This window comes from Melioribacter sulfuriphilus, assembly GCF_052656625.1.
On sequence record NZ_JBQXXK010000003.1, the window covers coordinates 1 to 25,107 of the forward strand.

Sequence of the window (25,107 nt, forward strand, 5' to 3'; positions counted from 1 at the left end):
GCTTGGGTAAACAAATCGATATTATTAATCTTATTGCTGCGCATCTTTTCCTCTTTTTTGTTTATTCTCTTACAACGCTTTTCATTAAAAAGTTTTTAAATTCTGGATAATTTTTCAGAGGTTTCTTCCCAGTTACTTCACTTCAATTTACTACCTGCCATAATTGCTCTCGGCGAACAAAATTTTCCCTTAAAAATTGTTTTTCTTAAATTATCACTACAATTTATTCGGAATTGCGATGAACTATCTGGCAGAAAAAGACGAATACATTACGCGTGAAAGCAAAAAGTCAGTTTTTCCATCATTCGGATTTTATTTTTTTAGACTGCTCAAAGTGGTCTATACTTCTAACCGATTGGCGGTTAAAGGAAAATACGACGATGAAAAATGGATTGAAGCATCGTTTAATATTTTAAGAGGACTTGAAAAGACAGGTGTACGATTCAACATTGACGGTATGAGTAATATCAAAAAAGTTGATGGACCAGTAATTTTTATTTCGAATCATATGAGCATACTCGAAACGTTTGTTTTCCCCTGCATAATTCATCCAGTTAAAAAAGTTGTATTCGTCATGAAAGAGGAGCTGGTACGTTTTCCATTGTTTGGACCTGTCTCGGCAGCACGTGACCCGATCCTGGTATCGAGGAAAAATCCCCGTGAGGATTTAATGGCCGTATTGAATCAGGGAGCTGCAAAAATTAAAAATGGAAAATCGATTATCATCTTTCCTCAGCGAACACGCTCGCTTTATCTCGACGTTAAATCTTTCAATACGCTTGGTATTAAATTGGCTAAGAAAAATAATGTCCCGGTTATTCCTGTGGCTTTAGTCTCCGATGCATGGGCAAATGGGAAATATTTAAAAGACTTTGGCAAAATTGATCCCTCAAAAGAAGTTAAAATTAGTTTCGGTGAACCAATCGAAATTAAATCTAACGGCAACGAGGAACACTTCCAAACAATAGAATTCATCAAGAAAAAATTTATCGAGTGGGGTAGAACGGATTTAATAAAGGAATGACACGAAGATTCATTTTTGCTGATTTAGAAGCTTTTGACTTTATCTATTAAATAAGTTTACTTCTCGTTTTATAGATAACTTTTTGAGGGCGTTGTTTAATGAAATTAAAAATTAGTCATTTTTTCTACATCCTCTCTCTTACATTGATTTTAAGTTTCGGATGCAGGGATAAGATTATCGAACCTGACGAATCGGTAATTAAATCTGGTTTCGACGAAATTGCCCGGCTGCTTGAAGTTGCATATCAAAATAATTCTCTTGAAGGACTGGATTCAGTATTTGCAATGTGGCAGAATCTACTCCCTCCTTTTAACGAAAATCAAAAAAATTCTTTTCCAGATACTGTCCGTGAGATATACAACATTTTCGAGGAGTTTTATACACCAGAAGATTTAAATCGTATCACTGGCGGTTATCACGAAAACTTTGAAACGGATTTCCGATATATCGTAGTACAAAACAGCATTGAGTATGCCGTGACAGATACCAATCCTGAATTTTATTATTATAAAGGTGTTGAACTGATTAATAATCAAATAACTGATTTTCGACCACAGCCCTCAGTTAATTTACCATTAGTTTATCTTTCACTTGAAGCCGATTCGATGATCTATCGGTTTTTGTATCAATCTGACGGAACTCCAGAACCCGACCATTCCGAGCGTATAAGTTTTTTAAGGCAGGCAATTCAATTGACACATCACCACTGGGTTGATGATTACCACAAAATTACAATGCCAATTGTTCTGAAGATTTATATCGATAAATCGCTTTCACAGGCATTGATTATCTTCCGTGTGTTTTACCAGTTCGGAAATGCTTATCTCGAACGAACTAATGGCAAATGGCAATTGATCTATTCGGATTTGACAGCTATTGAATAAGTCTACCCTCAATTCCTGATCTAATTGAGATAAAATTTTATAAAAGGGAAATCACTTAATTCCATTCAATGTCAGCAGGCAAAGCATATTTCAATTTCCTCCTTATTCTCTTTATTACATATCTCGGGGTATAAAAAGATATACAATTAAAAGTTAATAGAAACTTCTGCCTATTCTAAATTATTCCTGTAAGTCGAAGATTTTTTTCTTCATGAGTTTAATCTTTTTCTTCATATAGCTAGTTGGTATTAAAGATTGGAATAAACTATTCTGTAATTTGATAATAGCAGGTGCAATAAAAATTTGTGACTCAATTTAGCTCGTTTTAGATAATTAAAGTACTTACTCCAGATTAATATTAGATAAGAGCTTCATAATTTTCCACACTATCGATTTATAAGTTTTCACAAGCGTTATTACTCTCATCCAATATTAACATTACCTTAACATACGCTTAACACTCTGTTAACATTAGTCCTATAGTTTTGCAGTGTAACATAAAAGGAGAGAGAAAAAATGAATTATTTAATTACAACCGGAAAAAAAATGTCCAAACTGGTCAAAACAATTCAACTTATCTTACTATTTATTGGAATGCTATCATTTAATGTATCCGCACAAACTAATAAAGGGACGATTAAAGGAAAAGTTATAGATGCGGAAAGCGGAGAGCCGATTATTGGTGCCAATGTATTGCTTCTGGGTACTAATATTGGTGCTGCAAGCGATATAGAAGGCAATTATACAATTGAAAACGTACCAGGTGGAGAATATGAATTAATTGTCAGTTATATCTCATTTGCTAAAACTCGAATCCCAAATATAGTTGTTAAAGCTGGAGATGTTGTAATACAGAACGTAGCCCTCAAACCTGAGGCTATTGCAGTTGACGAAGTAGTAGTAACCAGTAAAGCAGACGAATCGTTTGAAGCGGCTTTGCTGAATAAACAAAAAAAATCTGTTTCAATCAGTGACGGTATAAGTGCAGAACAAATAAGAAGATCGCCCGACGCAACTTCGAGCGATGCATTAAAACGTGTAACGGGAATTTCTGTTGTCGACAATAAATTTATCTTTGTAAGAGGTACAAGTGAACGTTATAGCAATGCACTATTGAATAGTTCTCCACTTTCCAGCACAGAACCTGACAAAAAATCATTTGCCTTCGATTTAATTCCATCAAATCTTCTTGCCAATACTGTTATCGACAAATCATATACACCGGATAAGCCGGGTGATTTCGCTGGAGGTCTTGTCAATCTCAATACCGTCGATTTTCCGGATAAACTGAAATTAAACGTAACAATCGATGGTTCTTTTTCGAACAACACTTCATTTTCGGATTTCAAGACTTATAATGGTGGAAAGCTTGACTTTTTGGGTATCGATGATGGTACGAGAAGTATCCCTTCCTCGATTCCATCAGACTTGAGCAAAGGAAATTATACAACTGAGGAAATGCTGGGATTTGCAAAATTATTGCCAAACAACTGGTCGACTCATTCGAAGAAAGCTCCTTTGAATGGTGGATTCATGATTTCGCTTGGTGATGGTGTCACATTGTTCGGTCCTCGATTCGGCTTTATTGCCGCTATTTCGTATAAAAATAATTTCAGCAAAACCAATTTAGAGCGTAATGAATACGAGGCCAGTGGTGAAACTCGTTTTAATTATGCAGGTCAACAATATAAATATTCCACTTTGTGGGGGGGATTGTTAAATCTTAGTTATAAACTCGGTAACAATCATAAATTTAGTTTAAAAAATACTTATAGCCATACTTCAGACGACGAAGTTTCGGAATTACGGGGCATGCAGTATACCGATTCTGGTACCGAACAAATTCAAAACGCACTTAGATTTACTTCTCGTCAGGTTTACCATGGTCAATTATCCGGTGAACATTATTTCGGGAAATCGTTTCAAACTCAATGGCGATTATTTAATTCTATTTCGAAGCGCGATGAACCCGATTATCGTCGTGTAATTTATGCGAGGGAAATTGGGAGCGACGATCAATTTGCTGCACTTTTAGGATTTCAGGTCAATCTTAAAAATGGCGGACGATTCTATTCAAACCTTGACGAGTCGACCACCGGATTTGCCACAGACTTCAGCATTCCGTTTAATAAGTTGAAATTCAAATTTGGTGGTTTGTATGAAAATAAAGATAGAGAATTTAAGTCTCGATTGATCGGGACAATTATAAACGCTCCAGGCAATGGTTTTACAGACTTTAGACTTCTTTATTTGCCGATTGATCGGATCTTCAGCCCTGAAAATTATAGACGAAATGGATTCTCAATTCAGGAGTATCTGAATGGAACTAACAATTATAACGCTGATCAGACAATTTCAGCTTTCTACTTCATGTTTGAATACAGCTTCGATTTCTTCGGAAACGAACTTAAATTAATTAGTGGTGCTCGTTTAGAGAATTCAAAACAGACAGTAAAATCAAGGGACTTATCCGATCAAAAGGATATTTTTATTGAACTAACGAACAACGACATTTTACCTTCTCTTAATCTAATTTATCAGTTGAACGAATCTTCAAATCTAAGGCTATCTGCCAATCAAACTGTAAATCGACCTGAATTACGGGAACTGGCTCCATTTGCTTATTTCGATTTCTATACTCAGACTTCAATTCGTGGAAATCAGGAACTCAAACGTGCTGTAATAAAAAATTACGATTTCCGATACGAATCATACTTTGGAATCGGCGAGATGATTTCGGCAAGTCTTTTTTACAAAGACATGAAAGATGCTATTGAACAAGTTGTTGTTTCTGGAAGTGCTCTTGGCTCCGAAAGAACATACAGAAATTCTGATAATGCAAAAGTATATGGACTTGAACTTGAAGGCAGGTTCGGATTGGGTAGAATTACGGGACTTCTTTCAAATTTTTTCATAAACGGAAATTACACGCGTGTTAAATCATCTGTTACAGTACAGGGTACCGAAACTACAATTGCACGAAATGGTAGACCACTGCAAGGACAGTCGCCATACACAATAAATATTGGCCTGTCGTATAACAGCGAAGATCTGGGTACAAGTGTAACATTCTTATATAACAGAATTGGAGAAAGAATAATCGAGGTTGCTACAGCTTATCAGGAAGATATAGTTGAAGAGCCGCGTGATGTTATTGATTTTGTAATCAATAAAAAATTAACAGATAACCTTTCATTAAAATTTACAGCCAAAGATCTTCTCGGCAAAGATCAAACTTTTAGACAGGGCGATAAAAAAGCACGCCTAAACAGTAGAGAATCAGCGGTTTCTATAAGCATTTCATATAAAATATAATTAAGGAGGTACATAATGCACAAACGTATATTACTACTACTATTCTTTTTCTGTGGAATCTCTCTATATGCTCAATTAGCATCCTATGACGAAGTACTGGAAGGTGAGATAAATACAGACCGTACATTAGATGCAAATAAGAAGTATTTATTGAGGGGATTTGTTAATGTAAATGAGGGTGCTACATTGGCAATTCCCGCAGGTACAATAATATATGGAGAGAAATCTTCGAAGGGTACACTGATAATAAATCGAGGGGCAAAGATCAATGCAGTAGGAACTCCCAGTCGTCCAATAATATTTACAAGTCAACAGCCCGCAGGTCAAAGAGGAGCAGGAGACTGGGGAGGAATAATCATAGCAGGTAAGGCAAGAATAAATGTGCCAGGAGGAACGGCGGTAATAGAAGGAGGAACGGGGACGATATACGGAGGTGGAGATAATCCGGATGACAACGATAATAGTGGAAGGATGAGTTATGTCAGGATAGAATTTCCTGGTATAGCATTTCTGCCGGACAATGAAATAAATGGTTTAACGTTAGCAGCAGTAGGACGAGGTACGACAATCGATCACATACAGGTTAGTTATGCAGGGGATGATTCGTATGAATTTTTCGGAGGTACGGTAAATGCAAAGTATTTGATATCGTATAAAGGAGTGGATGATGAATTTGATACAGATTTCGGATACAGAGGGAATTTACAATTTTTGGTAGCATACCGAGATTTCAACGTAGCGGATATAAGTGGTAGCAATGGATTTGAATCTGACAACGATGGAACGGGTACATTGAACGAGCCACGTACACGACCGATATTTTCAAACGTGACAATGGTAGGACCGTTGGTAACACCGGATTACAGTGGATATAATCCAAATTTCAAACGCGGATTACACTTGCGTAGGTCGACATTGACGTCGTTGTACAATTCGATAGTGATGGGTTATCCGGTGGGATTGTATCTCGACGGAGAGAATAGCGTAGCAGGAGCGCAGTCAGATAGTCTACAGATACGCAATACGATAATAGCAGGTTCACAGAGTGGAAAAAATCTTACGACCAACGTATCAGGATTTGACGTTGCATCATGGTTTAAGACTCCATCATATTCGAACCATGAATTTGCAACAAGTGCAGAAGTAAAGTTAACCGATCCATTCAATCAGAATAATCCAAATGCAGTACCGATGGGAGATTCACCGGCAGCAAGTGGAGCAAGCTTTGATAATCCACGTTTAATTGGTGGATTCTTTGAAGTAGTAAATTATATCGGTGCATTTGATCCTTCGGGTGTTAGATGGGATGAATACTGGGCAAATTACGACCCACAAAGCAAGTGGAGCAAGCTTTGATAATCCACGTTTAATTGGTGGATTCTTTGAAGTAGTAAATTATATCGGTGCATTTGATCCTTCGGGTGTTAGATGGGATGAATACTGGGCAAATTACGACCCACAAAATACTGACTATACAGTATCGAATGGTGGTGGTAATTTAGCATCCTATGACGAAGTACTGGAAGGGGAGATAAATACAGACCGTACATTAGATGCAAATAAGAAATATTTATTGAGGGGATTTGTTAATGTAAATGAGGGTGCTACATTGACAATCCCTGCAGGTACAATAATATATGGAGAGAAATCTTCGAAGGGTACACTGATAATAAATCGAGGGGCAAAGATCAATGCAGTAGGAACTCCCAGTCGTCCAATAATATTTACAAGTCAACAGCCCGCAGGTCAAAGAGGAGCAGGAGATTGGGGAGGAATAATCATAGCAGGTAAGGCAAGAATAAATGTGCCAGGAGGAACGGCGGTAATAGAAGGAGGAACGGGGACGATATACGGAGGTGGAGATAATCCGGATGACAACGATAATAGTGGAAGGATGAGTTATGTCAGGATAGAATTTCCTGGTATAGCATTTCTGCCGGACAATGAAATAAATGGTTTAACGTTAGCAGCAGTAGGACGAGGTACGACAATCGATCACATACAGGTTAGTTATGCAGGGGATGATTCGTATGAATTTTTCGGAGGTACGGTAAATGCAAAGTATTTGATATCGTATAAAGGAGTGGATGATGAATTTGATACAGATTTCGGATACAGAGGGAATTTACAATTTTTGGTAGCATACCGAGATTTCAACGTAGCGGATATAAGTGGTAGCAATGGATTTGAATCTGACAACGATGGAACGGGTACATTGAACGAGCCACGTACACGACCGATATTTTCAAACGTGACAATGGTAGGACCGTTGGTAACACCGGATTACAGTGGATATAATCCAAATTTCAAACGCGGATTACACTTGCGTAGGTCGACATTGACGTCGTTGTACAATTCGATAGTGATGGGTTATCCGGTGGGATTGTATCTCGACGGAGAGAATAGCGTAGCAGGAGCGCAGTCAGATAGTCTACAGATACGCAATACGATAATAGCAGGTTCACAGAGTGGAAAAAATCTTACGACCAACGTATCAGGATTTGACGTTGCATCATGGTTTAAGACTCCATCATATTCGAACCATGAATTTGCAACAAGTGCAGAAGTAAAGTTAACCGATCCATTCAATCAGAATAATCCAAATGCAGTACCGATGGGAGATTCACCGGCAGCAAGTGGAGCAAGCTTTGATAATCCACGTTTAATTGGTGGATTCTTTGAAGTAGTAAATTATATCGGTGCATTTGATCCTTCGGGTGTTAGATGGGATGAATACTGGGCAAATTACGACCCACAATTTACAGACTATACAATCACTAGCGTAGAAGAAGAATACACGAATATAATTCCTGCTGGTTATGAATTGAGTCAAAATTATCCAAATCCTTTCAATCCAACAACCACAATTTCATTCGTACTGCCGAAATCGGGCAACGTAAAATTGACGGTGTACAATGTACTCGGTCAAGAAATCGAAAAATTAATTAACGGTTACAAAGAAGCAGGGAAATATAATATTACATGGAACGCAAATAATCTGCCTTCGGGACTCTACATTTACCGATTGGAAACAGAAAATTATGTTGTATCTAAAAAGATGACATTGTTAAAATAAACTTTCTCTCTCCTCTCTTCCAGAAGGCGTTCCGTTCTCCGGCGGAACGCCTTAGTTATTTATATGATTTTCTTCTTCCCGCATTACAAATCAAATGGATAATTAACCTCATTTTCAGGGATTAATAGATTTAACAATTTCTTAACACTTGGAATACTTTTAATTCTTATAATTGTGTAACACATTTTTTTTATAAACCGGAGAGAGAGGAGAGAGGTGAGCAATAAAATTGTTCTCCCATTAATTACGTTCTTTTTAATGATTACATTTCAAACTTCAGCACATGACCTTCCCATAGTTAGCAGATTTGTCTTTGGGGATTATTATTATAGAGTTAAACGTAACAACAGCCATAATGACGACATCAACGGATTTCAGTTCAGGAGAATTTTCTTTAATACCAGCATTAAAATAGCCGAAAAGTTTTATCAAATAAATTTAGTATCAAATCGGGGAATAATGTACTGGTTTAATGTTATTATTAATCCAATGAGTGAATTAAAGGATTCCAAATTCATAAGTTACTTTGCATTTATTCAATCGACTTCTGATAAATATGTTTTAATTACAACTTATTTTAATTACATTAAATCTGGATTGATAGATGACCAATCGAAGTACGGATATTCTTCAATAACTACGGTTGTTGATAATATTCTGGAAAAATTTCATAAAAGAACCACTATTTAAATGATAACTTAAGGTATTTACAAACAGATTTTGTTCCATATATTTTACTTTTGTAATTTATTAATATTTAGAGGAGATAAAATGCACAAAAAGATAGTTTATTTAATGGTGTTTATTTTTGCAGGTATATTAAACCTGCAGGCGCAGGTAAAACTCAACGGTGCCGGAGCCACTTTCCCATACGTTATTTATTCAAAATGGTTCGACGAATTTAATAAACAGACAGGTGTTCAGATAAATTATCAATCGATTGGTAGTGGTGGTGGTATAAAGCAGGTAATAGAAGGGACAGTTGATTTCGGAGCCAGCGATGGTCCAATGAGCGACGCACAACTGCAGGAAGCCAAACAAAAGCAAGGCACAGAGGTAATCCATATTCCGACAGTATTAGGGGCTGTTGTTCTTAGCTATAACCTGCCAGAAGTAAAGGAAAAAATAAAATTAGATGGTCCCACAATTGCAGATATATTTATGGGGAAAATTTACAAGTGGAACGACAAAAGAATTGCACAGCTTAATCCAGGCGTAAAACTTCCAAATAAAAGCATTATTGTGGTACATCGTTCAGACGGTAGCGGTACAACGTTCATTTATACGCACTATCTTTCGAATGTAAGCAAAGAATGGGCGAAAAAAGTTGGTTACAATACTTCGGTTAATTGGCCAGTTGGGTTGGGCGGCAAAGGTAATGAAGGTGTGGCTGGAATGATTAAACAAACTTCTGGAGCTATTGGATACGTTGAACTTGCTTATGCAGTAAAAAACAAACTTCCCTATGCACTTATAAAAAATCGAGCTGGCAATTTTATCGAAGCTAATTTCAAGACTGTTTCTGCTGCATCAGATGGAGCTGCAAGGGAAATGCCTGATGATTTAAGAGCGATGATAACAAACGCTGACGGAAAAGATTCTTACCCGATTTCCGGTTTCACCTGGCTTTTAATTTATAAAGATATGAAAGATCAAAAGAAAGCCGAAGCTCTGGTTAAATTCTTAAAGTGGGCTTTGACAAAAGGCGAATCGTATGCTGAAAGTCTTTACTATGCGCCTTTACCACCTTCAGTTGTTAAATTGTGTATGAAAAAGATCGATATGTTGACCGTTAATGGAAAACCGATTAAGGTCAAATAAAATTTAGGGGAAAAATGAAATTCGCAAAAAAATCCCTCAAAGCCTCGCGTATTAATCCTGGCGATTTAATCTACGAGAAGCTGACTTTGATCTTTGCGATTGTCGTTTTCTTGATGGTAATACTGATGGGATATGAGATGTATATCAATTCGAAATTATCGATTGATAAATTTGGATGGGATTTCATAACCGAAACTACATGGGACCCTGTGGAAGAAATCTACGGGGCACTCCCATCAATTTACGGCACGCTTGTTTCATCTTTTCTTGCTCTATTAATGGCAGTTCCACTTAGTCTGGCTGTTGCCATATACCTGGCTGAATCGGCCCCAGGCTGGCTCGAAAAACCTTTGTCTTTTATGATAGAATTACTAGCTGGCGTGCCAAGTATTGTTTATGGCTTGTGGGGAATATTTGTACTGGTCCCATGGTTGCGTGAAGATGTTGAACCATTTCTAAACGAAAATTTCGGTTACCTACCATTTTTCGATGGCCCGATGTACGGTTTTGGAATGTTAGCAGCTGCTATTATTCTTTCGATTATGGTAGTACCAATTATTACTTCGATATCACGTGATATTATGAAATCGGTACCGTCTATTCAAAAAGAAGCAGCTCTTGCCTTAGGTGCAACCAAATGGGAAGCAATTAAAATTGTATTGAAAAATTCTAAATCTGGAATCCTCGGTGCTATCATGCTTGGTTTAGGCAGAGCAATTGGTGAAACGATGGCTGTAACTATGGTCATCGGCAATCGCCCCATTATTTCGGAATCGCTGTTCGATCCAGGTTATACAATGGCTAGTATAATTGCCAATGAATTTACCGAAGCCACCACAGAGCTTTATTTAAGCGCATTAATCGAACTGGCTTTGATATTGTTCGTTATTACAATAATAATCAATATCGCCGCACGTTTATTAGTCTGGAGCATTGAAAAACAATGGAAACAGTATTAAAAAAATACAAACGTAGACTTAAATATCGGAAGGCAGTCAACTTTGTTGTTAATTCATTGACTTTCCTTGCAGCTCTGGTTGCCATATTACCTTTGATCTTTATTTTTTACTATACTGTTTCGAAAGGCATCAGCAGATTGAATCTCGAATTTTTCATAGAAATGCCCAAACCTGTTGGAGAATCTGGTGGTGGAATGGCAAATGCAATTGTCGGTACATTGATATTGGTCGGAATAGGAGGGGCGATTGGATTGCCTGTAGGAATTATGTCGGGCATTTATCTGGCTGAATTTGGAAATAACAAATTCGGACAATTATTAAGATTTTTGACAGATGTTTTAAGTGGTGTACCGTCGATTGTAGTTGGAGTTGTTGCCTATACAATTGTTGTAGTACCAATGAAACAATTTTCTGCACTGGCAGGAGGAGTTGCATTAGCAATTTTGATGATTCCCACGATTACCAGAACTACAGAAGAAATGATCAAATTGGTGCCACACAGCTATCGCGAAGCAGGACTGGGGCTAGGTATACCGAAGTGGAAAACTTCTCTATTCATTGTTTTGAGAACAGCCTGGAAGGGGATTGCAACTGGTGTATTGCTCGGGTTATCGAGAGCTGCAGGTGAAACTGCTCCTTTATTGTTCACTGCTCTGGGTAATAGATTCTGGTCTACAAATATTTTCGAACCGATTGCTTCTCTTACGGTCTATATTTACGATTACGCTCGGGCGCCTTTTGAAGATTGGAATGCCCAGGCATGGACTGCCGCTCTTGTTTTAATAATTTTGATTTCTTTACTAAGTTTAACTTTCAAAATAATTACTCGTTCTAAATATAAAACCAACTGAATCGAGACGTGGATAAAATACCCATAACAAATGTAATTTACGAAAGCAGTAAAGTGACTCAGGAGGAAGCCGTAATTTCCACAAATAAATTGTCTGCTTACTTCGGAGAAAAACAAGCCTTATTTGAAGTAAATCTCAATATTCCTGAAAAACAGGTTACTGCCATTATTGGTCCTTCAGGGTGTGGTAAATCTACATTTCTCAGATGTTTGAATAGAATGCACGAAGTTATTGGCGGAAGTTATACTGGAAATATTTTATTCAATGGCACTGATATCAGAGACATCAATCCAGTAGAACTGAGGAAGAGAGTTGGGATGGTCTTTCAGAAGCCAAATCCGTTTCCTACGATGTCGATTATGAATAATGTCGTTGCAGGATTGAAATTAAACGGAATGCGCAATAAAAAATTACTGAACGAGATTGCCGAGGAAAATTTAAAGAAAGTCGGATTGTGGGATGAAGTTAAAGATAATCTCAACCGTTCAGGTGCGAGCATTTCTGGAGGACAGCAGCAAAGATTGTGCATTGCCCGTACAATAGCTCTCAGTCCCGAAGTAATTCTTATGGATGAACCCACAAGTGCTCTGGATCCAATTGCCACAGCTAAAATCGAAGATTTGATCTATGAATTAAAAAAAGAATACACTATTGTGATCGTAACGCACAACATGCAACAGGCAGCGCGTGTGAGCGATTATACCGCTTTTTTCTATATGGGTAGATTGATTGAATTCGACAATACAAAAAAAATTTTTACTAATCCTTCTAATAAACAAACTGAAGAATATATTTCAGGACGTTTCGGCTGAAAATATGAATATTATTGAAGTAAAAAATCTGAATCTTTTTTACGGCAAATTTCAGGCATTGAAAGATATTTCGATTGATATTAAAAAGAATAAGATTACTGCGCTTATTGGACCTTCGGGTTGCGGTAAATCGACATTCCTGAGATGTCTCAACAGGATGAACGATTTGATTGACGGTGTTAAAATCAAAGGTGACGTAATAATTGACGGTAAAAATATTTATAAAGACAGAATCGATATAGTAGAATTGAGGAAAAATGTCGGAATGATTTTTCAGAAATCGAATCCATTTCCGATGTCGATTTTTGACAATGTTGCATACGGTCCTCGAATCAACGGTATACGCGATAAAAAACAACTCGAAGAAATTGTTGAAAACACTCTCAGAAAGGCAGCACTCTGGGAAGAAGTAAAAGACGATCTGAAAAAGAGTGGATTGTCGCTAAGTGGTGGACAACAGCAGAGGCTCTGTATTGCACGCGCTCTTGCTGTTGAACCTAAAATAATTTTAATGGACGAACCGGCAAGTGCTCTGGATCCAATTTCGACGACAAAAATTGAGGACCTGATTTTTGAGTTGAAAAAAAATTATACAATTGTTATAGTTACACATAATATGCAACAGGCTGCCCGTGTAAGCGATGAAACTGCGTTCTTTTATATGGGCGATTTGATTGAGTTTAACGAAACGAAAAAAATATTTACCGCACCTCAAAACGATAAAACAGAAGCTTATATTAGCGGTAGATTTGGTTAATTAAACGGAGTAATTATGCAGGAACATTTTAACGCTGAAATAGAAAGTCTAAAAAATAATCTTATTAAAATGGCTTCGATTGTCGATGAACAGGTCGAAAGAGTAATTGAAGCGCTTGAAACAGGTAAAGTCGAATTGTGTCAGGGAGTTAAATCGCGCGATCTCGAAGTTGACGCCTACGACAATTTAATACAGGCTCAATGCGAAAACATACTGGCACTTTTTCAACCATTTGCAGGTGATCTCCGTTTTATAATATCTGCAATGATGATCAATAATCAACTTGAACGCTGTGGCGACATAGCCGTTAACATTGCCAAACGTGTAAAAAAAACAGCCAACAATTACCCATTGATTGTCGAGGCGCAAATTAACGAGATGGGTAAACAAGCACGTAAAATGTTAAAAGATGCGATCAATTCTTTTATCTATAACGACAGCAAGCTGGCTGAAGCGATTATGAAAGAAGACGAAATTGTGGATCAGTATAATAAACAAGCTTTCAAATTCCTCGTTTCAAAAATGCAATCTAATCCGGATTTAATCGAACCGTGTTCACATTTAATTGTTATGACCAAACATATCGAACGACTTGCCGACCACGCCACAAATATCGCAGAGGATTTAGTGTTTTATGTAGAAGCAAAAATTATTTCTCACAAAAAGAAATTACAAAAGATGGAACGAGATAAACCCGACGAAGAGAGTTGATGCCTGTTAGTTTATAGATGATATAGTTGAGTGTTTGGTAATATCTAAAACCAAGAACTCCCGCACAAACAACCCCAGCACAAAGAACTCCCGCACAAAGCACCCCAAACAATAACTTTCTGGCATATATCTTGAAAATCAACTAATAAGATTCCAGATTTTAATAAATTCTTTACCTGAATTTAATAGGTTGAAAATGCATTGCTTTTATTAAAAGAATAATTTTTTATTAAAAATATAATCACATTGATTCTTTACAGTTCATTCTCAAAGAGAGAATCATGCTGGAACTATGTTTTGGATTAAGCATACACTAAACGTAAATACAAAATTTATTATGAAAAAGAGAATGTTTGTTATAATACTATTTTTAACTTTCATAAATATCTCGGCACAATTTATTGATGAGTTTGATAAAGATAGACTGCAGTACGACCCTAAAGGATTAAACGGCTGGACATACTTTGCTGGTGACGGTAATGTAAAAATCGATTTTAAGCAGGTCGACGATTACGCTTCGTTAATTGTAGACGCTAAACACGATAAAAGAGGCATCTGGTGGGCATTGATAAAACGAGCCGTCTCAAAGTATCTCGATTTGTCCTTGCTTGAAAAAGAAGATTACGAACTCAGAGTTGAAGCTAAAGTAAGAGTAAGCAGCGCACCAAAAAGAATTAACATGCATTTCAATACACAACGCACTACCGATTTTCATACGCATCTTATGGAGTATGACATCTCAGACACCTCTGGATGGCATACGATAAGTATGACTACAAAAAATTTCGACGCTCATCCCGGTGATACTATTTATGTACAGATAGCAATGATGGATTGGGGATTCGATAAATACTGGGTCGATATTGATTATATTAAAGTCGATGTCGTTAAGGTATCTGAAACTGAAAAAGATCTGGGCGAGCCGATACCATATCATCCGCCAATTCCGGATACTTCAGAATTTGAATTTCATTTAATTGTCGATGAAGACGCTAGTGTAGATTTATCTTATTCTAACTATAACTTTAACAATTGGGGAACCGAAGATGAAGAAGGTAATTTTGTTAATCTGCTTACAGTGAGCGGGACACAATATGTAATTCTCAAATGGAATTTTGAAGAATTTAGAAGTAAAATTGCTGCCGGTCCGGCGCTTCTGGAATTGACAACGTATTCTTTGCAAAATTCCCCAGACTACAAAAAGGATTTCGGCATGGTACGCATTTCAGAAATCCTGGATGGCAATTTAGAATGGGTGGACGAGAATGTAACTCTCGATCTCCTCCTCGAAGGTAAAAGCATCGACCGCGTAATAAATACTCAAATGATTATCGACTACGAGGTAAAGATGAGAAAAGGGGCAAAGAATTATTTTGTAATATCGAGGCCTGTTATGCAGCGATTAATTGAAGGAAAAACAAAGGGAATTATTATAAAGCCTCTTGGTGCTGTAATAGCATCTTTTTTTGCATCGGAAAATTCAAAATTTGCTCCACGACTCCATTTTAATATTCATGAAAAATTTCATCATGACGCTAAAAAATAATAGTGTTTTGAATTATTACTCGTTATCTTTGATCAGAATAAAGAAATAAAGGATTTATTATGAAAGTTCTTTTTATTGGTGGTACAGGAAATATTAGTACAAGCGTTAGCAGGTTGTGCGTACAAAAAGGTTACGATCTTTACTTGCTAAACAGGGGACAGAACAATGTTAATATTGAAGGTGCAAAACATATTAAATGCAATATTAATGATATCGATAAAATGAAAGAATTGCTGAAGGAACACTACTGGGATTCGGTAGTCAACTGGATTGCATTTGACCCCAAAGACGTTGAAAGAGATATTAAACTTTTCGGAGGGAAAACAAAACAATATATTTTCATTAGCTCGGCCTCAGCTTACCAGAAACCACCTCTCAATTCTGTGATTACAGAATCGACACCGTTAAAGAATCCTTTTTGGGATTATTCGCGCAATAAAATTGCTTGCGAAGAGTTGCTCAACAAAGCTTACCGCGATGACGACTTTCCGTCAGTAATTGTAAGACCTTCTCATACATACTCGAATGTTATTCCAGTGCCGATCGGTGGCTGGACTGAATATACAATCGTCGACAGAATTAAAAAGGGACTGCCAATTATCGTCCACGGCGATGGTTCTTCTCTCTGGACTTTAACTCATTCGGACGACTTTGCAGTTGGTTTTGTCGGCTTGATTGGAAATCTTAAATCAATTGGTCATTCATTTCATATTACTTCAGACGAAGCTCTTTCGTGGGATCAGATTCATTATTACATTGCTGATGCCGTAGGAACTAAACCAAATATCGTTCATATCCCTTCGGATTTCATTGTAAAATGCGAACCTTCAATGGAAGGAAGTCTACTGGGCGATAAAACATGGACGGCAATATTTGATAATTCGAAAATCAAATCCTTCGTCCCATATTATAAAGCGATGATCCCTTTTCAGGAAGGAATTAAAAGAACTTTAACGTGGTTCGAAGAAAAACCTGAAAGAATGATCGTGAAAAAAGAAACTAACGATATGATCGATAGAATTATTAAAGAGTATAGAAAATTAGGGATTAGGGAATAGGGATTAGGGATTAGAATGGAAGTATGAGAAGTTAGGGTTATTAGTTAATAGCTGATTATTATCTTGAAATAAATTAAATGATTCCTTAATTAAGAAAGTCATCTACATGGAATACGATATTATGGGGGCAGAAAGTTTTTAAGTCGACAAAATTTTTGTTTGTAATAGTAATAGTTGAGTCTAAAAATTAGAGCGGGGTATCTATGAAAAAAATAATGATTCTTCTAACCGTTTTTTTAATTGTAAGGTTGACAACAGCTCAGGAACTGTCGGATGAAAAATTGAGGCAGGGATACAATTATATACCGACAAAAGTCTATACGGCTGAAGAAGATGCAAGGATATTGAAAATGTACGAGGGATTGCGTGTTGCCGACGTTTCTGACGGATTGGATATGGTTGGACTTCCAAATACAGGATTGGTCGATCCATCGATTCAGGCTTGCTGGAAAGATTCCAAGAATTTAACACACCAGTTCAGGGGCATTGCTCTAACTGTGAGATATGTTCCGACTCAAAAATCTGACCGTCCGGCTCCTGGTGAAAAATTTCAAGAGTGGGAAGGAAATTTTTATAGCAAATATTCGCACGAAGAATTTGTCAAACTTATTCGTCCTGGTTCTGCTATTGTAATTGATGACGTAGAAGAGAAGGATATTGGCAGTATTGGATCATATAATATTCTTGCCTGGAAAAAACTCGGTGCAGTAGGCGTAGTTACAGATGCAGCTTCAAGAGACACGGATGAAATTGAAATTGAAGGCGTTCCGCTTTATCACAGAAAAAAAGGGAGAGGAATTAGACCGGGCAGAAATGAAATTGAATCGATCAATCGTCCTGTTGTTATCGGTGGCGTGCTGGTATGTCCGGGAGATGTTGTTGTGGCTGATGGCGATGGAGTAGTGGTCGTTCCTCGTTATGTAGCAGAAGAGGTTGCAAAATATGCCCGTGAAATACTTGAAAAAGATAAAGCGGGCAGAAAAGATTTGTATAAAAGTTTAAATATGGAACTCGATAAAACAGTTAAATAAATTCAAAGTAAATCGTATGAAAAAATTTTTATCTCTATTAATATTTTTTTCTAATACTCTCCTGTTTTCGACGAGTAGAATACAAAGTAATCAGGAAAGCATTATTGCAAGATTGAACTATCTACTCGAGCAGGAGATTTCTCTCTGGTATCCGCTCTGTGTCGATACTCTATATGGAGGATATTTCAGCGATATTAATTATAAGTGGGAAGTCGAAGGAATCCAGAACAAAATGATAGTTACACAAGCGCGACACGTCTGGTCGATATCGAATGCCGCTATCCACTTTCCGGAATATCGGAAATATCTCAAATACGCCAAGCATGGTGTCGAGTTTCTCAGAACCATTATGTGGGATAAAAAATATGGTGGATTTTATGATCTTGTCGACAGAAAAGGGAGGATAATCAGGGAAGATGGAAGGATTATTAAAAAAGCGTATGGGAATGCATTTGCAATTTATGGATTGGCGGCATATTTCAGGGCTACAGGCGATTCCAATGCTTTGAAATTAGCCATCAATACGTTCGAATGGCTCGATAAACATAGTTATGACGAAAAATTCGGCGGCTATTTCCAGTTTATGGAACGTGACGGGACTCCTTTTATAAACGGATATAACCATACACCTCCCAAAGATCAGAATAGTTCAATTCATTTACTTGAAGCGTTTACCGAACTATATAAAGTCTGGAAAGATGATCACTTGAAAAAACGTTTAGAGATAATTTTTTATCTGATTCGTGATAAAATTGTAACTCCGACTGGTTATATGAATCTCTTTTTCAGTCGTGATCTTAAACCGATTTCATATCGCGATTCGAGTGAGGAAGTTAGAAAGCGAAATTATGAATTTGACCATGTCTCTTTCGGGCACGATATCGAAATTGCTTATTTATTGCTGGAAACCTCTGAAATATTGCATTTAGGTGACCATGACATCACCTTGAAAATTGCGAAAAAATTGACCGACCATACATTAATGAACGGTTGGGATTTAAGTAAAGGTGGTATTTTTGATAGGGGATATTATTTCAAAGGCAAAGATAAGATTACAATTATTAAAAGGAGCAAAGAGTGGTGGGCTCAGGCAGAAGCTCTAAATACAGCGCTCCTTATGTCGCGTTACTTCCCCGCTGAAAAAAATGAATATCATGCATATTTTGAAAAAACCTTAGTCTATATCGAAAAATATCTTGTTGACTCAAACTATGGGGGATGGTATTTCTGGGGGAAAGATTCGGTTGAAAAAATGGAATACTATCCGAAGGCATCAATCTGGAAAGCAAACTATCATACAACACGGGCGCTCATTAATTGCTTGAAAAATCTCAAAAATTAAGGAAATACTATCTCTATAATTATGCTTTATTATTTTTATAAAATTTTATTGAATTGATAATTACACAAGAAGACTTTCGAACTTTTTGCAATTAATTCAGATAATATTCAATGGCATTATAATTGGTAATTAATTTTTATGAAAAGAAATAGAATAGGGCTGGCTGATATTTATATGGAGGGAAGATTCTTGGATTACCGTGATAAATTACTATCAGTAAACTATATCTATAATTAAATTTAACTTAATTGTTGATTAGAGGAGGCAGAATGAAAAGTTCTACATTTTATGATTTCTGCAGTAAACTGATGATTTTTATTTCATTCTTTTTAGGTGCGGCTGAAATTTTAAATGCTGCAGGGGGGCTAAGAGGCAGAGTATTCGATAAAGCAACAAACGAACCCTTGATTGGTGCCAATGTAATTGTACAGGGAACGAGTCTCGGGTCGGCGACCGACCTCGAAGGAAGATATAGCATTGTTGGTATACCTGCTGGTAAACATACAATTGCAGTATCATATATCGGCTACCGCCAGGTAACTACTGAAATTGAAATTTTTGATAATAGGACTGTTCAGCAGGATTTTTATCTTGAGTTCATAACGTTAGAGGGCGAGACGATTGTAATTACTGCTCAAGTAGAAGGTCAGGTCCAAGCAATAAATCAACAATTTTCGTCAAATACTATTGCAAATGTGGTATCGAAAAGTCGTATAAAAGAACTGCCTGATGTCAATGCTGCTGAATCGATCGGACGTTTGCCAGGAGTATCAATTCAACGATACGGAGGGGAAGCCACAAAGGTTGAAATTAGAGGTCTCTCACCCAAATATAATGCCGTTACTGTCAATGGTGTTCGGTTACCCGCTACCGGTGGTGACGATAGGAGTGTCGATTTATCATTAATCTCTTCGAATATTCTTGATGGAATCGAAGTTAAAAAAGCAAATTTACCCGATATGGATGCCGATGCATTAGGTGGAACTGTTGATCTCAAACTAAGAGAAGCTCCAGATGGTTTTCATTTGAATACTAATATCCAAAGTGGATATAACAAACTTCAGAATTATTACGGTAATTACAATTTATCTGCAAATCTGAGCAATCGATTCTATAATAATAAACTTGGAGTGATAGCAAGTTTTAATACTGATAATTACGACAGAAGTGCAGATAAATTTCAAGGTGAATATTTGAGGACTACAGATATCAATACGGGCGAAACTCAAGTATACATTTCTCAATTAAGACTGCGTGAAGAAAATGTCAAACGACAAAGAACAGGCGGCAGTTTACTTCTTGATTATAAACTCTCAAATGGGAAAATAACGGCAAATTCATTTTACAACAAATTAACGTGGGATGGTTTATATCGTATTAATCGAATGCTTTTAAGTGAAAATAGACATTTTTATGATTTGGAAGATCGAGGTGGAACAACTTCTATATTCACTGGTGCTGTTGGAATGGAACAGGATTTTAACTGGCTCAAATATGACTTCAGCATTTCACATACTTCATCGAGAAATAATAATCCCAGTGACAGAACATGGACGTTTGTCCAGGAAAATGCTTCATTTGAAACAGGAATGATTACTCCTGAAACACATCCAACCGAAGTACCTTCATTAGTCACTTTAGATACAAATTCCACGGGACTCGAATCGGGTTATATCTACGGCACGAAACTAAATGAAGATGAAACTGCATTCCAATTGAATTTACAAATGCCTTTTACACTCAGTAAAGATATTAATGGATATCTAAAAGCGGGTACTAAGTTCAAATGGTTGAAGCGACTTTATGATCAAGAACAAAATGGGCGTGGTAGTTTGCAATATGGTGCAGGTACTGGCTTAAGTCGCGAATTAAGAAGAATACTATTATATCTTGCACAAAAGTATCCCGATCAGTTTAACTTTCAGAGCGATTCAATATTGGTAAGAGAAAACGCTGTATTGCCAATTTCGAGATTTCTTAGTGATTACAATCGCGATGACTTTCTAAATGGTGATTACCCTCTCGGATTTGTTGCAGATAATGACTTAATGAATAAAGTGATGGAAGCCATATTTTCAAAAGAAGAAATTGAAGGCGATACAGCTGCGATTGCCAGACGTTATTCTATTGGTTCACTCGGCAATGATTATGACGGCAAAGAATCAATTCAAGCTGCTTATTTAATGGGTGAATTAAATGTAACAAAGTACCTCACGTTAATTGGTGGAATGAGGTGGGAAAAAGAAAATACTGTTTATAACGGTCAAAGATTCCGTCAGGTAACACCCAATAATGTAGAAGCTGCTCCAGCTGATTTCGAGGATTTAGAAGTCGAACGCGATAATGAATTTTTCCTTCCAATGATTCATCTTATTGTCAAACCTGTTGATTGGATGAAAATTAGGTTGGCTCGTACAGAAACTTTGACGCGTCCCGATTATATTCAATATGCTCCAATAACGTGGGTTAATTCATATCAAAGTTATATTAAAGCTGCTAATTCTAAAATTAAACCTTCACACTCAACAAATTATGACCTGTCGATATCGGTTTATGAAAATTATGTTGGACTTTTCAGCGTCACAGGTTTTTACAAAAAAATTGACGATCTTGTATTCTATGCATCCTATATTTTACAGCCTGGCTTAGCATACACATTTGAGGATACTGCATTTGTTTCCGGTTTGAACATCCCAAACAGTTGGTTAAAGTCAGCGCCTCAAATTGACACATATATTAACAATCCTGAGCCTGCATATTATAAGGGAATTGAACTTGAGTGGCAAACAAATTTCTGGTATTTACCCAGTGTACTAAAAGGTGTAGTACTTAATGTCAACTATACATACATTCATTCAGAAATTAAAAAACAACTCTTTTACAATAAATTAGGCGATTTAATTCCTGGTACACGACCTCCGAGAAGACAACCAATACTTGTCGACAGCTTCAGAGTAGCACGTATGCCCGATCAACCTAAACATATTGTTAATATTACTTTGGGATATGATTACAAGGGCTTCTCGGCACGTATATCATATCTCTATCAAACAGACAAAGTCACCTATATTTCATCCGAATCTGCGCTGGATAACTTTACAGGACCGTATTCCAGATGGGATTTTACAATTCAGCAAAAGCTCAATAACGGCATTCAGGTATTTGCTAACTTTACAAATCTGAACAATCGGCCTGACGAATCATTCAGGGGTTCGTCTTTGAAGAATCCCACATATATTGAATATTATGGCTTCTCAATGGATGTGGGAATTAGATATAATTTATAATGTGGTTAATCACATAAGTAAACTTAAATCAAACCAATAAGTGGAGGAGTATATGAAGTTCAATTACCGTTTTCTAATATTAGCACTGCTCTTTGCTGTTTTCGTATTGCCTGTTGAAAAAGCCAGTGCTCAAGCGGGGGATACATTAGTCGTAGAATGGCAGGACCCGGTTACGGGTGAAGTAATGACGGATGCTCTTCGAAATGCCATAGAAAACGATACAAACCGTCCTGAAGGACGTGTTTACAAATTATTACGCGGGGGATTCTACTGGATTTCTGAAAAAATCACTTATTCTGACTTTCATCTTAGACTGGTTGGTGAAAAAGGAGGGTCTACAGAATTTGATAATCCTCCTGTATTACAATTAGTAGGAAGATCAGACGGAACACATGCCGATCGCTTGATGCAACCGAGCGCTTCTCTTACAATGAAAAATATTTATGTTATTGGTTGCGACGAATTTGGTTCTCAGACCTACTATCAACCAATTCAACTTGATGCCAACGATTCAAGATTTGTGTTTGACGGTTGTATTTTCGAACGCACAAATTTTGCTCCTATAGCATTTACAGGAAAAAATAATGATATCTTTATTACTAATTGTGTTTTCAGGAATATACAAGGTCACCCGGCCGATCAGCAATGGCAAGGGCGCGGTGTGTCAATTTGGGCAGACCAGGATACAGTGATAGTCGAAAACAATACTTTCTTTAATATTAATATGACTGTTTTTCAGCTCGAAGGTGGCGCTGCAAATTATATCAGATTCAACCACAATACAATTGTGAATATGGGCCGTGCATTAAATGCAGGTAACTGGTGGAAAGAAGCATACTTTACAAATAACCTCTTTATTAATCCATTCTGGCATGGTGAAGGTCATGCTGATATTACTGCAACAGGGCGCGATCCTCGTACAATTCCGGCATCGATTTTCAGTGTTGGCGCCTTACCCACAAAATATGGCCCTGAACAAGGACGTCGTATTTTATTTTCAAATGCATATGCATGGCGTGACCCTGCTTTTGCTGCTTATTACGGAGATACAATCGTTGCGCAACCTTTTGCTGGACCAATGACAAAGGAAGATTATTTTGACGTTTATGAAAATATGGTAATTAAAGACACTGTCTGGTTGAGCAATATGCCGAATATCGGAACATATACACCTGAAATTATTAACGATATGATTCAAAACATTAAGGATATTCGTTCCAACACTCTACCTGCCAAGGAATATTTCTGGAAATTACCTATCGATAATATAACTGGAGAAGTATGCAATGTTTGTCCCAGTTGGCCACTTCCCGAAAACTTTTCATATACTGATGCAGCATTAATGACAGCAAGTACTGATGGTTTACCGTTGGGCGATCTGAATTGGTTCCCCGATAAAAAGGAAATATTTGAACAAAACAAAGATCAATATATTGCTCAAATAGAAGCTATGGCAGGTCCTGTTGTTGAGTATGAACCCTTAGCTGAATACGAAGCTGAAAATGCCACATTATCTGGCGACGCAGAAATTAAAGAAGTGCAGGGATTTGCTTACTTCCAAATGGATGGCGGCGGGTATATTCAGTGGGATTTTGAACTAGCAGAAGCTGGTCAATATGATTTGAATATATGGACTAATTTACGCGGCAATGGAACAAGAGGCCAAAGAATTATAGTAAATGGCGTTAGTATTCATGATCCGATGGGATGGGGTGAATATATTTGGAGTCCTTTAGAACAGCAAGCTAATATTTGGTATGGCAAATTTAATCCAAATGAATGGGTATGGACATTGATAAAACAAGAAGAAATTCTCGAAGCCGGTGCCTTAACTTTGCCCGCAGGACATAATACAATACGCATTGAATCCTCTTGGGGCTATCAAAATTTTGCTGGTATTGATGTCATACCTGCCGGAACCAATACTCCTGTAGTTCAACTGCGCATTCCTGATGCTACCTACGACCTCGTAACACCTCAGGTCGAAGGTGCAGCTTGGGTACCAAGTGGGTTTAGGTCGGTTGCAATGAATTCAAACGGCACAGTTACGTTTAATGTCGATGCTCCAGCTAATGGTACCTATGCATTAAATATTCTTTATCAGAATTACTCAGGTACGCAAAATGGTACTCTAAAAGTCGATGGTGCTGATATCGCTACACTTGCATTTGAAAGCAAAGACGATTCAACTGGCTTAGCATTATTAACTGACAGTTTCGAATTAACACAGGGTTCTCACCAGGTAGCTATTTCTGCCAGCAATATTAATCTTGATAAGATACAATTATTGAAAGTTACTATTACATCTGTCAACGAAAATGAAATTCCTACGGGTTATGCTCTCGAACAAAACTTCCCGAATCCATTTAATCCCACAACTTCAATTAGATTTACACTTGCTAAACCCGAAATGGTCAAATTAACAGTCTACAATCTTCTTGGTCAAAGAGTGGCTACTCTGGTCAATGGTCCAATGACTGCAGGTCAACACATTGTCCATTTCAATGCTTCAAATCTGGCTTCAGGAATTTACTTCTACGGTATCGAAGCAGGGAATTTCAAAACATTTAAGAAAATGATCCTGCTCAAGTAATTTGATTCTCATTTCATTATCTTCAGACAGCCGGTTTTTG

The 25,107-nt window shown here is 37.2% G+C and carries 18 protein-coding genes; all 18 read left to right on the forward strand.

Going from position 1 to position 25,107, the window contains the following annotated elements; translation table 11 throughout:
* The first annotated feature begins 238 nt into the window (after positions 1-238).
* The 18 genes from ACUN8G_RS03760 to ACUN8G_RS03845 all read left to right on the forward strand — a co-directional run bounded on the left by ACUN8G_RS03760 (position 239) and on the right by ACUN8G_RS03845 (position 25,067).
* A complete protein-coding gene (locus tag ACUN8G_RS03760; protein WP_437345791.1) occupies positions 239-1,024 on the forward strand; it encodes a lysophospholipid acyltransferase family protein in 786 nt (261 codons plus the stop codon).
* Between the two features lie 98 nt (positions 1,025-1,122).
* The gene (locus tag ACUN8G_RS03765) at positions 1,123-1,908 is read left to right on the forward strand and encodes a hypothetical protein (RefSeq protein WP_437345792.1); all 786 of its coding nucleotides are present in this window, start codon (positions 1,123-1,125) and stop codon (positions 1,906-1,908) included.
* Positions 1,909-2,424: 516 nt separating this feature from the next.
* Positions 2,425-5,223 (forward strand): TonB-dependent receptor, encoded by a 2,799-nt coding sequence (locus ACUN8G_RS03770; protein WP_437345793.1) that lies wholly within the window; start codon positions 2,425-2,427, stop codon positions 5,221-5,223.
* A gap of 15 nt (positions 5,224-5,238) precedes the next feature.
* Entirely contained in the window at positions 5,239-6,579 is a 1,341-nt protein-coding gene (locus tag ACUN8G_RS03775) for a beta-helix domain-containing protein (RefSeq protein WP_445480896.1), read from the forward strand.
* Positions 6,530-8,299 carry a T9SS type A sorting domain-containing protein gene (locus ACUN8G_RS03780; protein WP_445480897.1) on the forward strand — a complete coding sequence of 590 codons (1,770 nt, stop codon included), beginning with the start codon at positions 6,530-6,532 and terminating at the stop codon, positions 8,297-8,299. Before ACUN8G_RS03775 ends, ACUN8G_RS03780 begins: the two co-directional genes overlap by 50 nt.
* Before the next feature lie 216 nt (positions 8,300-8,515).
* Positions 8,516-8,989 (forward strand): hypothetical protein, encoded by a 474-nt coding sequence (locus ACUN8G_RS03785; protein ID WP_437345795.1) that lies wholly within the window; start codon positions 8,516-8,518, stop codon positions 8,987-8,989.
* A gap of 81 nt (positions 8,990-9,070) precedes the next feature.
* Positions 9,071-10,120: a phosphate ABC transporter substrate-binding protein PstS gene (gene pstS / locus ACUN8G_RS03790; RefSeq protein ID WP_437345796.1), complete on the forward strand. Its 1,050-nt coding sequence runs from the start codon at positions 9,071-9,073 to the stop codon at positions 10,118-10,120.
* Positions 10,121-10,134: 14 nt separating this feature from the next.
* Positions 10,135-11,079, forward strand: coding sequence for a phosphate ABC transporter permease subunit PstC (pstC, locus tag ACUN8G_RS03795; protein ID WP_437345797.1), 945 nt, complete (start codon positions 10,135-10,137; stop codon positions 11,077-11,079).
* The gene (gene pstA / locus ACUN8G_RS03800; RefSeq protein WP_437345798.1) at positions 11,064-11,930 is read left to right on the forward strand and encodes a phosphate ABC transporter permease PstA; all 867 of its coding nucleotides are present in this window, start codon (positions 11,064-11,066) and stop codon (positions 11,928-11,930) included. Before pstC ends, pstA begins: the two co-directional genes overlap by 16 nt.
* 17 nt (positions 11,931-11,947) lie before the next feature.
* Positions 11,948-12,742, forward strand: coding sequence for a phosphate ABC transporter ATP-binding protein PstB (pstB, locus tag ACUN8G_RS03805; RefSeq protein WP_437346143.1), 795 nt, complete (start codon positions 11,948-11,950; stop codon positions 12,740-12,742).
* A gap of 4 nt (positions 12,743-12,746) precedes the next feature.
* Positions 12,747-13,499, forward strand: a complete 753-nt coding sequence (gene pstB / locus ACUN8G_RS03810) for a phosphate ABC transporter ATP-binding protein PstB (protein ID WP_437345799.1) — start codon at positions 12,747-12,749, stop codon at positions 13,497-13,499.
* Positions 13,500-13,514: 15 nt separating this feature from the next.
* Entirely contained in the window at positions 13,515-14,210 is a 696-nt protein-coding gene (gene phoU, locus ACUN8G_RS03815) for a phosphate signaling complex protein PhoU (RefSeq protein WP_437345800.1), read from the forward strand.
* A 292-nt stretch (positions 14,211-14,502) separates the two neighbouring features.
* Positions 14,503-15,756 (forward strand): hypothetical protein, encoded by a 1,254-nt coding sequence (locus tag ACUN8G_RS03820; protein ID WP_445480898.1) that lies wholly within the window; start codon positions 14,503-14,505, stop codon positions 15,754-15,756.
* Positions 15,757-15,815: 59 nt separating this feature from the next.
* Positions 15,816-16,814 (forward strand): SDR family oxidoreductase, encoded by a 999-nt coding sequence (locus ACUN8G_RS03825; protein ID WP_437345802.1) that lies wholly within the window; start codon positions 15,816-15,818, stop codon positions 16,812-16,814.
* Between the two features lie 203 nt (positions 16,815-17,017).
* Positions 17,018-17,845, forward strand: a complete 828-nt coding sequence (locus ACUN8G_RS03830) for an RraA family protein (RefSeq protein ID WP_437345803.1) — start codon at positions 17,018-17,020, stop codon at positions 17,843-17,845.
* A gap of 16 nt (positions 17,846-17,861) precedes the next feature.
* A complete protein-coding gene (locus ACUN8G_RS03835; RefSeq protein ID WP_437345804.1) occupies positions 17,862-19,187 on the forward strand; it encodes an AGE family epimerase/isomerase in 1,326 nt (441 codons plus the stop codon).
* Positions 19,188-19,456: 269 nt separating this feature from the next.
* Complete coding sequence (locus tag ACUN8G_RS03840; RefSeq protein ID WP_437345805.1) at positions 19,457-22,474, forward strand: TonB-dependent receptor; 3,018 nt, start codon at positions 19,457-19,459, stop codon at positions 22,472-22,474.
* 52 nt (positions 22,475-22,526) lie between these two features.
* The gene (locus ACUN8G_RS03845; protein WP_437345806.1) at positions 22,527-25,067 is read left to right on the forward strand and encodes a T9SS type A sorting domain-containing protein; all 2,541 of its coding nucleotides are present in this window, start codon (positions 22,527-22,529) and stop codon (positions 25,065-25,067) included.
* Positions 25,068-25,107 lie beyond the last annotated feature (40 nt).

Coding starts and splice junctions, on each gene's coding strand:
- ACUN8G_RS03760 (WP_437345791.1), top strand. CDS start 239: ATGAACTATCTGGCAGAAAAAGACGAATACATTACGCGTGAAAGCAAA.
- ACUN8G_RS03765 (WP_437345792.1), top strand. CDS start 1,123: ATGAAATTAAAAATTAGTCATTTTTTCTACATCCTCTCTCTTACATTG.
- ACUN8G_RS03770 (WP_437345793.1), top strand. CDS start 2,425: ATGAATTATTTAATTACAACCGGAAAAAAAATGTCCAAACTGGTCAAA.
- ACUN8G_RS03775 (WP_445480896.1), top strand. CDS start 5,239: ATGCACAAACGTATATTACTACTACTATTCTTTTTCTGTGGAATCTCT.
- ACUN8G_RS03780 (WP_445480897.1), top strand. CDS start 6,530: ATGAATACTGGGCAAATTACGACCCACAAAGCAAGTGGAGCAAGCTTT.
- pstS (WP_437345796.1), top strand. CDS start 9,071: ATGCACAAAAAGATAGTTTATTTAATGGTGTTTATTTTTGCAGGTATA.
- pstC (WP_437345797.1), top strand. CDS start 10,135: ATGAAATTCGCAAAAAAATCCCTCAAAGCCTCGCGTATTAATCCTGGC.
- pstA (WP_437345798.1), top strand. CDS start 11,064: ATGGAAACAGTATTAAAAAAATACAAACGTAGACTTAAATATCGGAAG.
- pstB (WP_437345799.1), top strand. CDS start 12,747: ATGAATATTATTGAAGTAAAAAATCTGAATCTTTTTTACGGCAAATTT.
- phoU (WP_437345800.1), top strand. CDS start 13,515: ATGCAGGAACATTTTAACGCTGAAATAGAAAGTCTAAAAAATAATCTT.
- ACUN8G_RS03820 (WP_445480898.1), top strand. CDS start 14,503: ATGTTTTGGATTAAGCATACACTAAACGTAAATACAAAATTTATTATG.
- ACUN8G_RS03825 (WP_437345802.1), top strand. CDS start 15,816: ATGAAAGTTCTTTTTATTGGTGGTACAGGAAATATTAGTACAAGCGTT.
- ACUN8G_RS03830 (WP_437345803.1), top strand. CDS start 17,018: ATGAAAAAAATAATGATTCTTCTAACCGTTTTTTTAATTGTAAGGTTG.
- ACUN8G_RS03835 (WP_437345804.1), top strand. CDS start 17,862: ATGAAAAAATTTTTATCTCTATTAATATTTTTTTCTAATACTCTCCTG.
- ACUN8G_RS03840 (WP_437345805.1), top strand. CDS start 19,457: ATGAAAAGTTCTACATTTTATGATTTCTGCAGTAAACTGATGATTTTT.
- ACUN8G_RS03845 (WP_437345806.1), top strand. CDS start 22,527: ATGAAGTTCAATTACCGTTTTCTAATATTAGCACTGCTCTTTGCTGTT.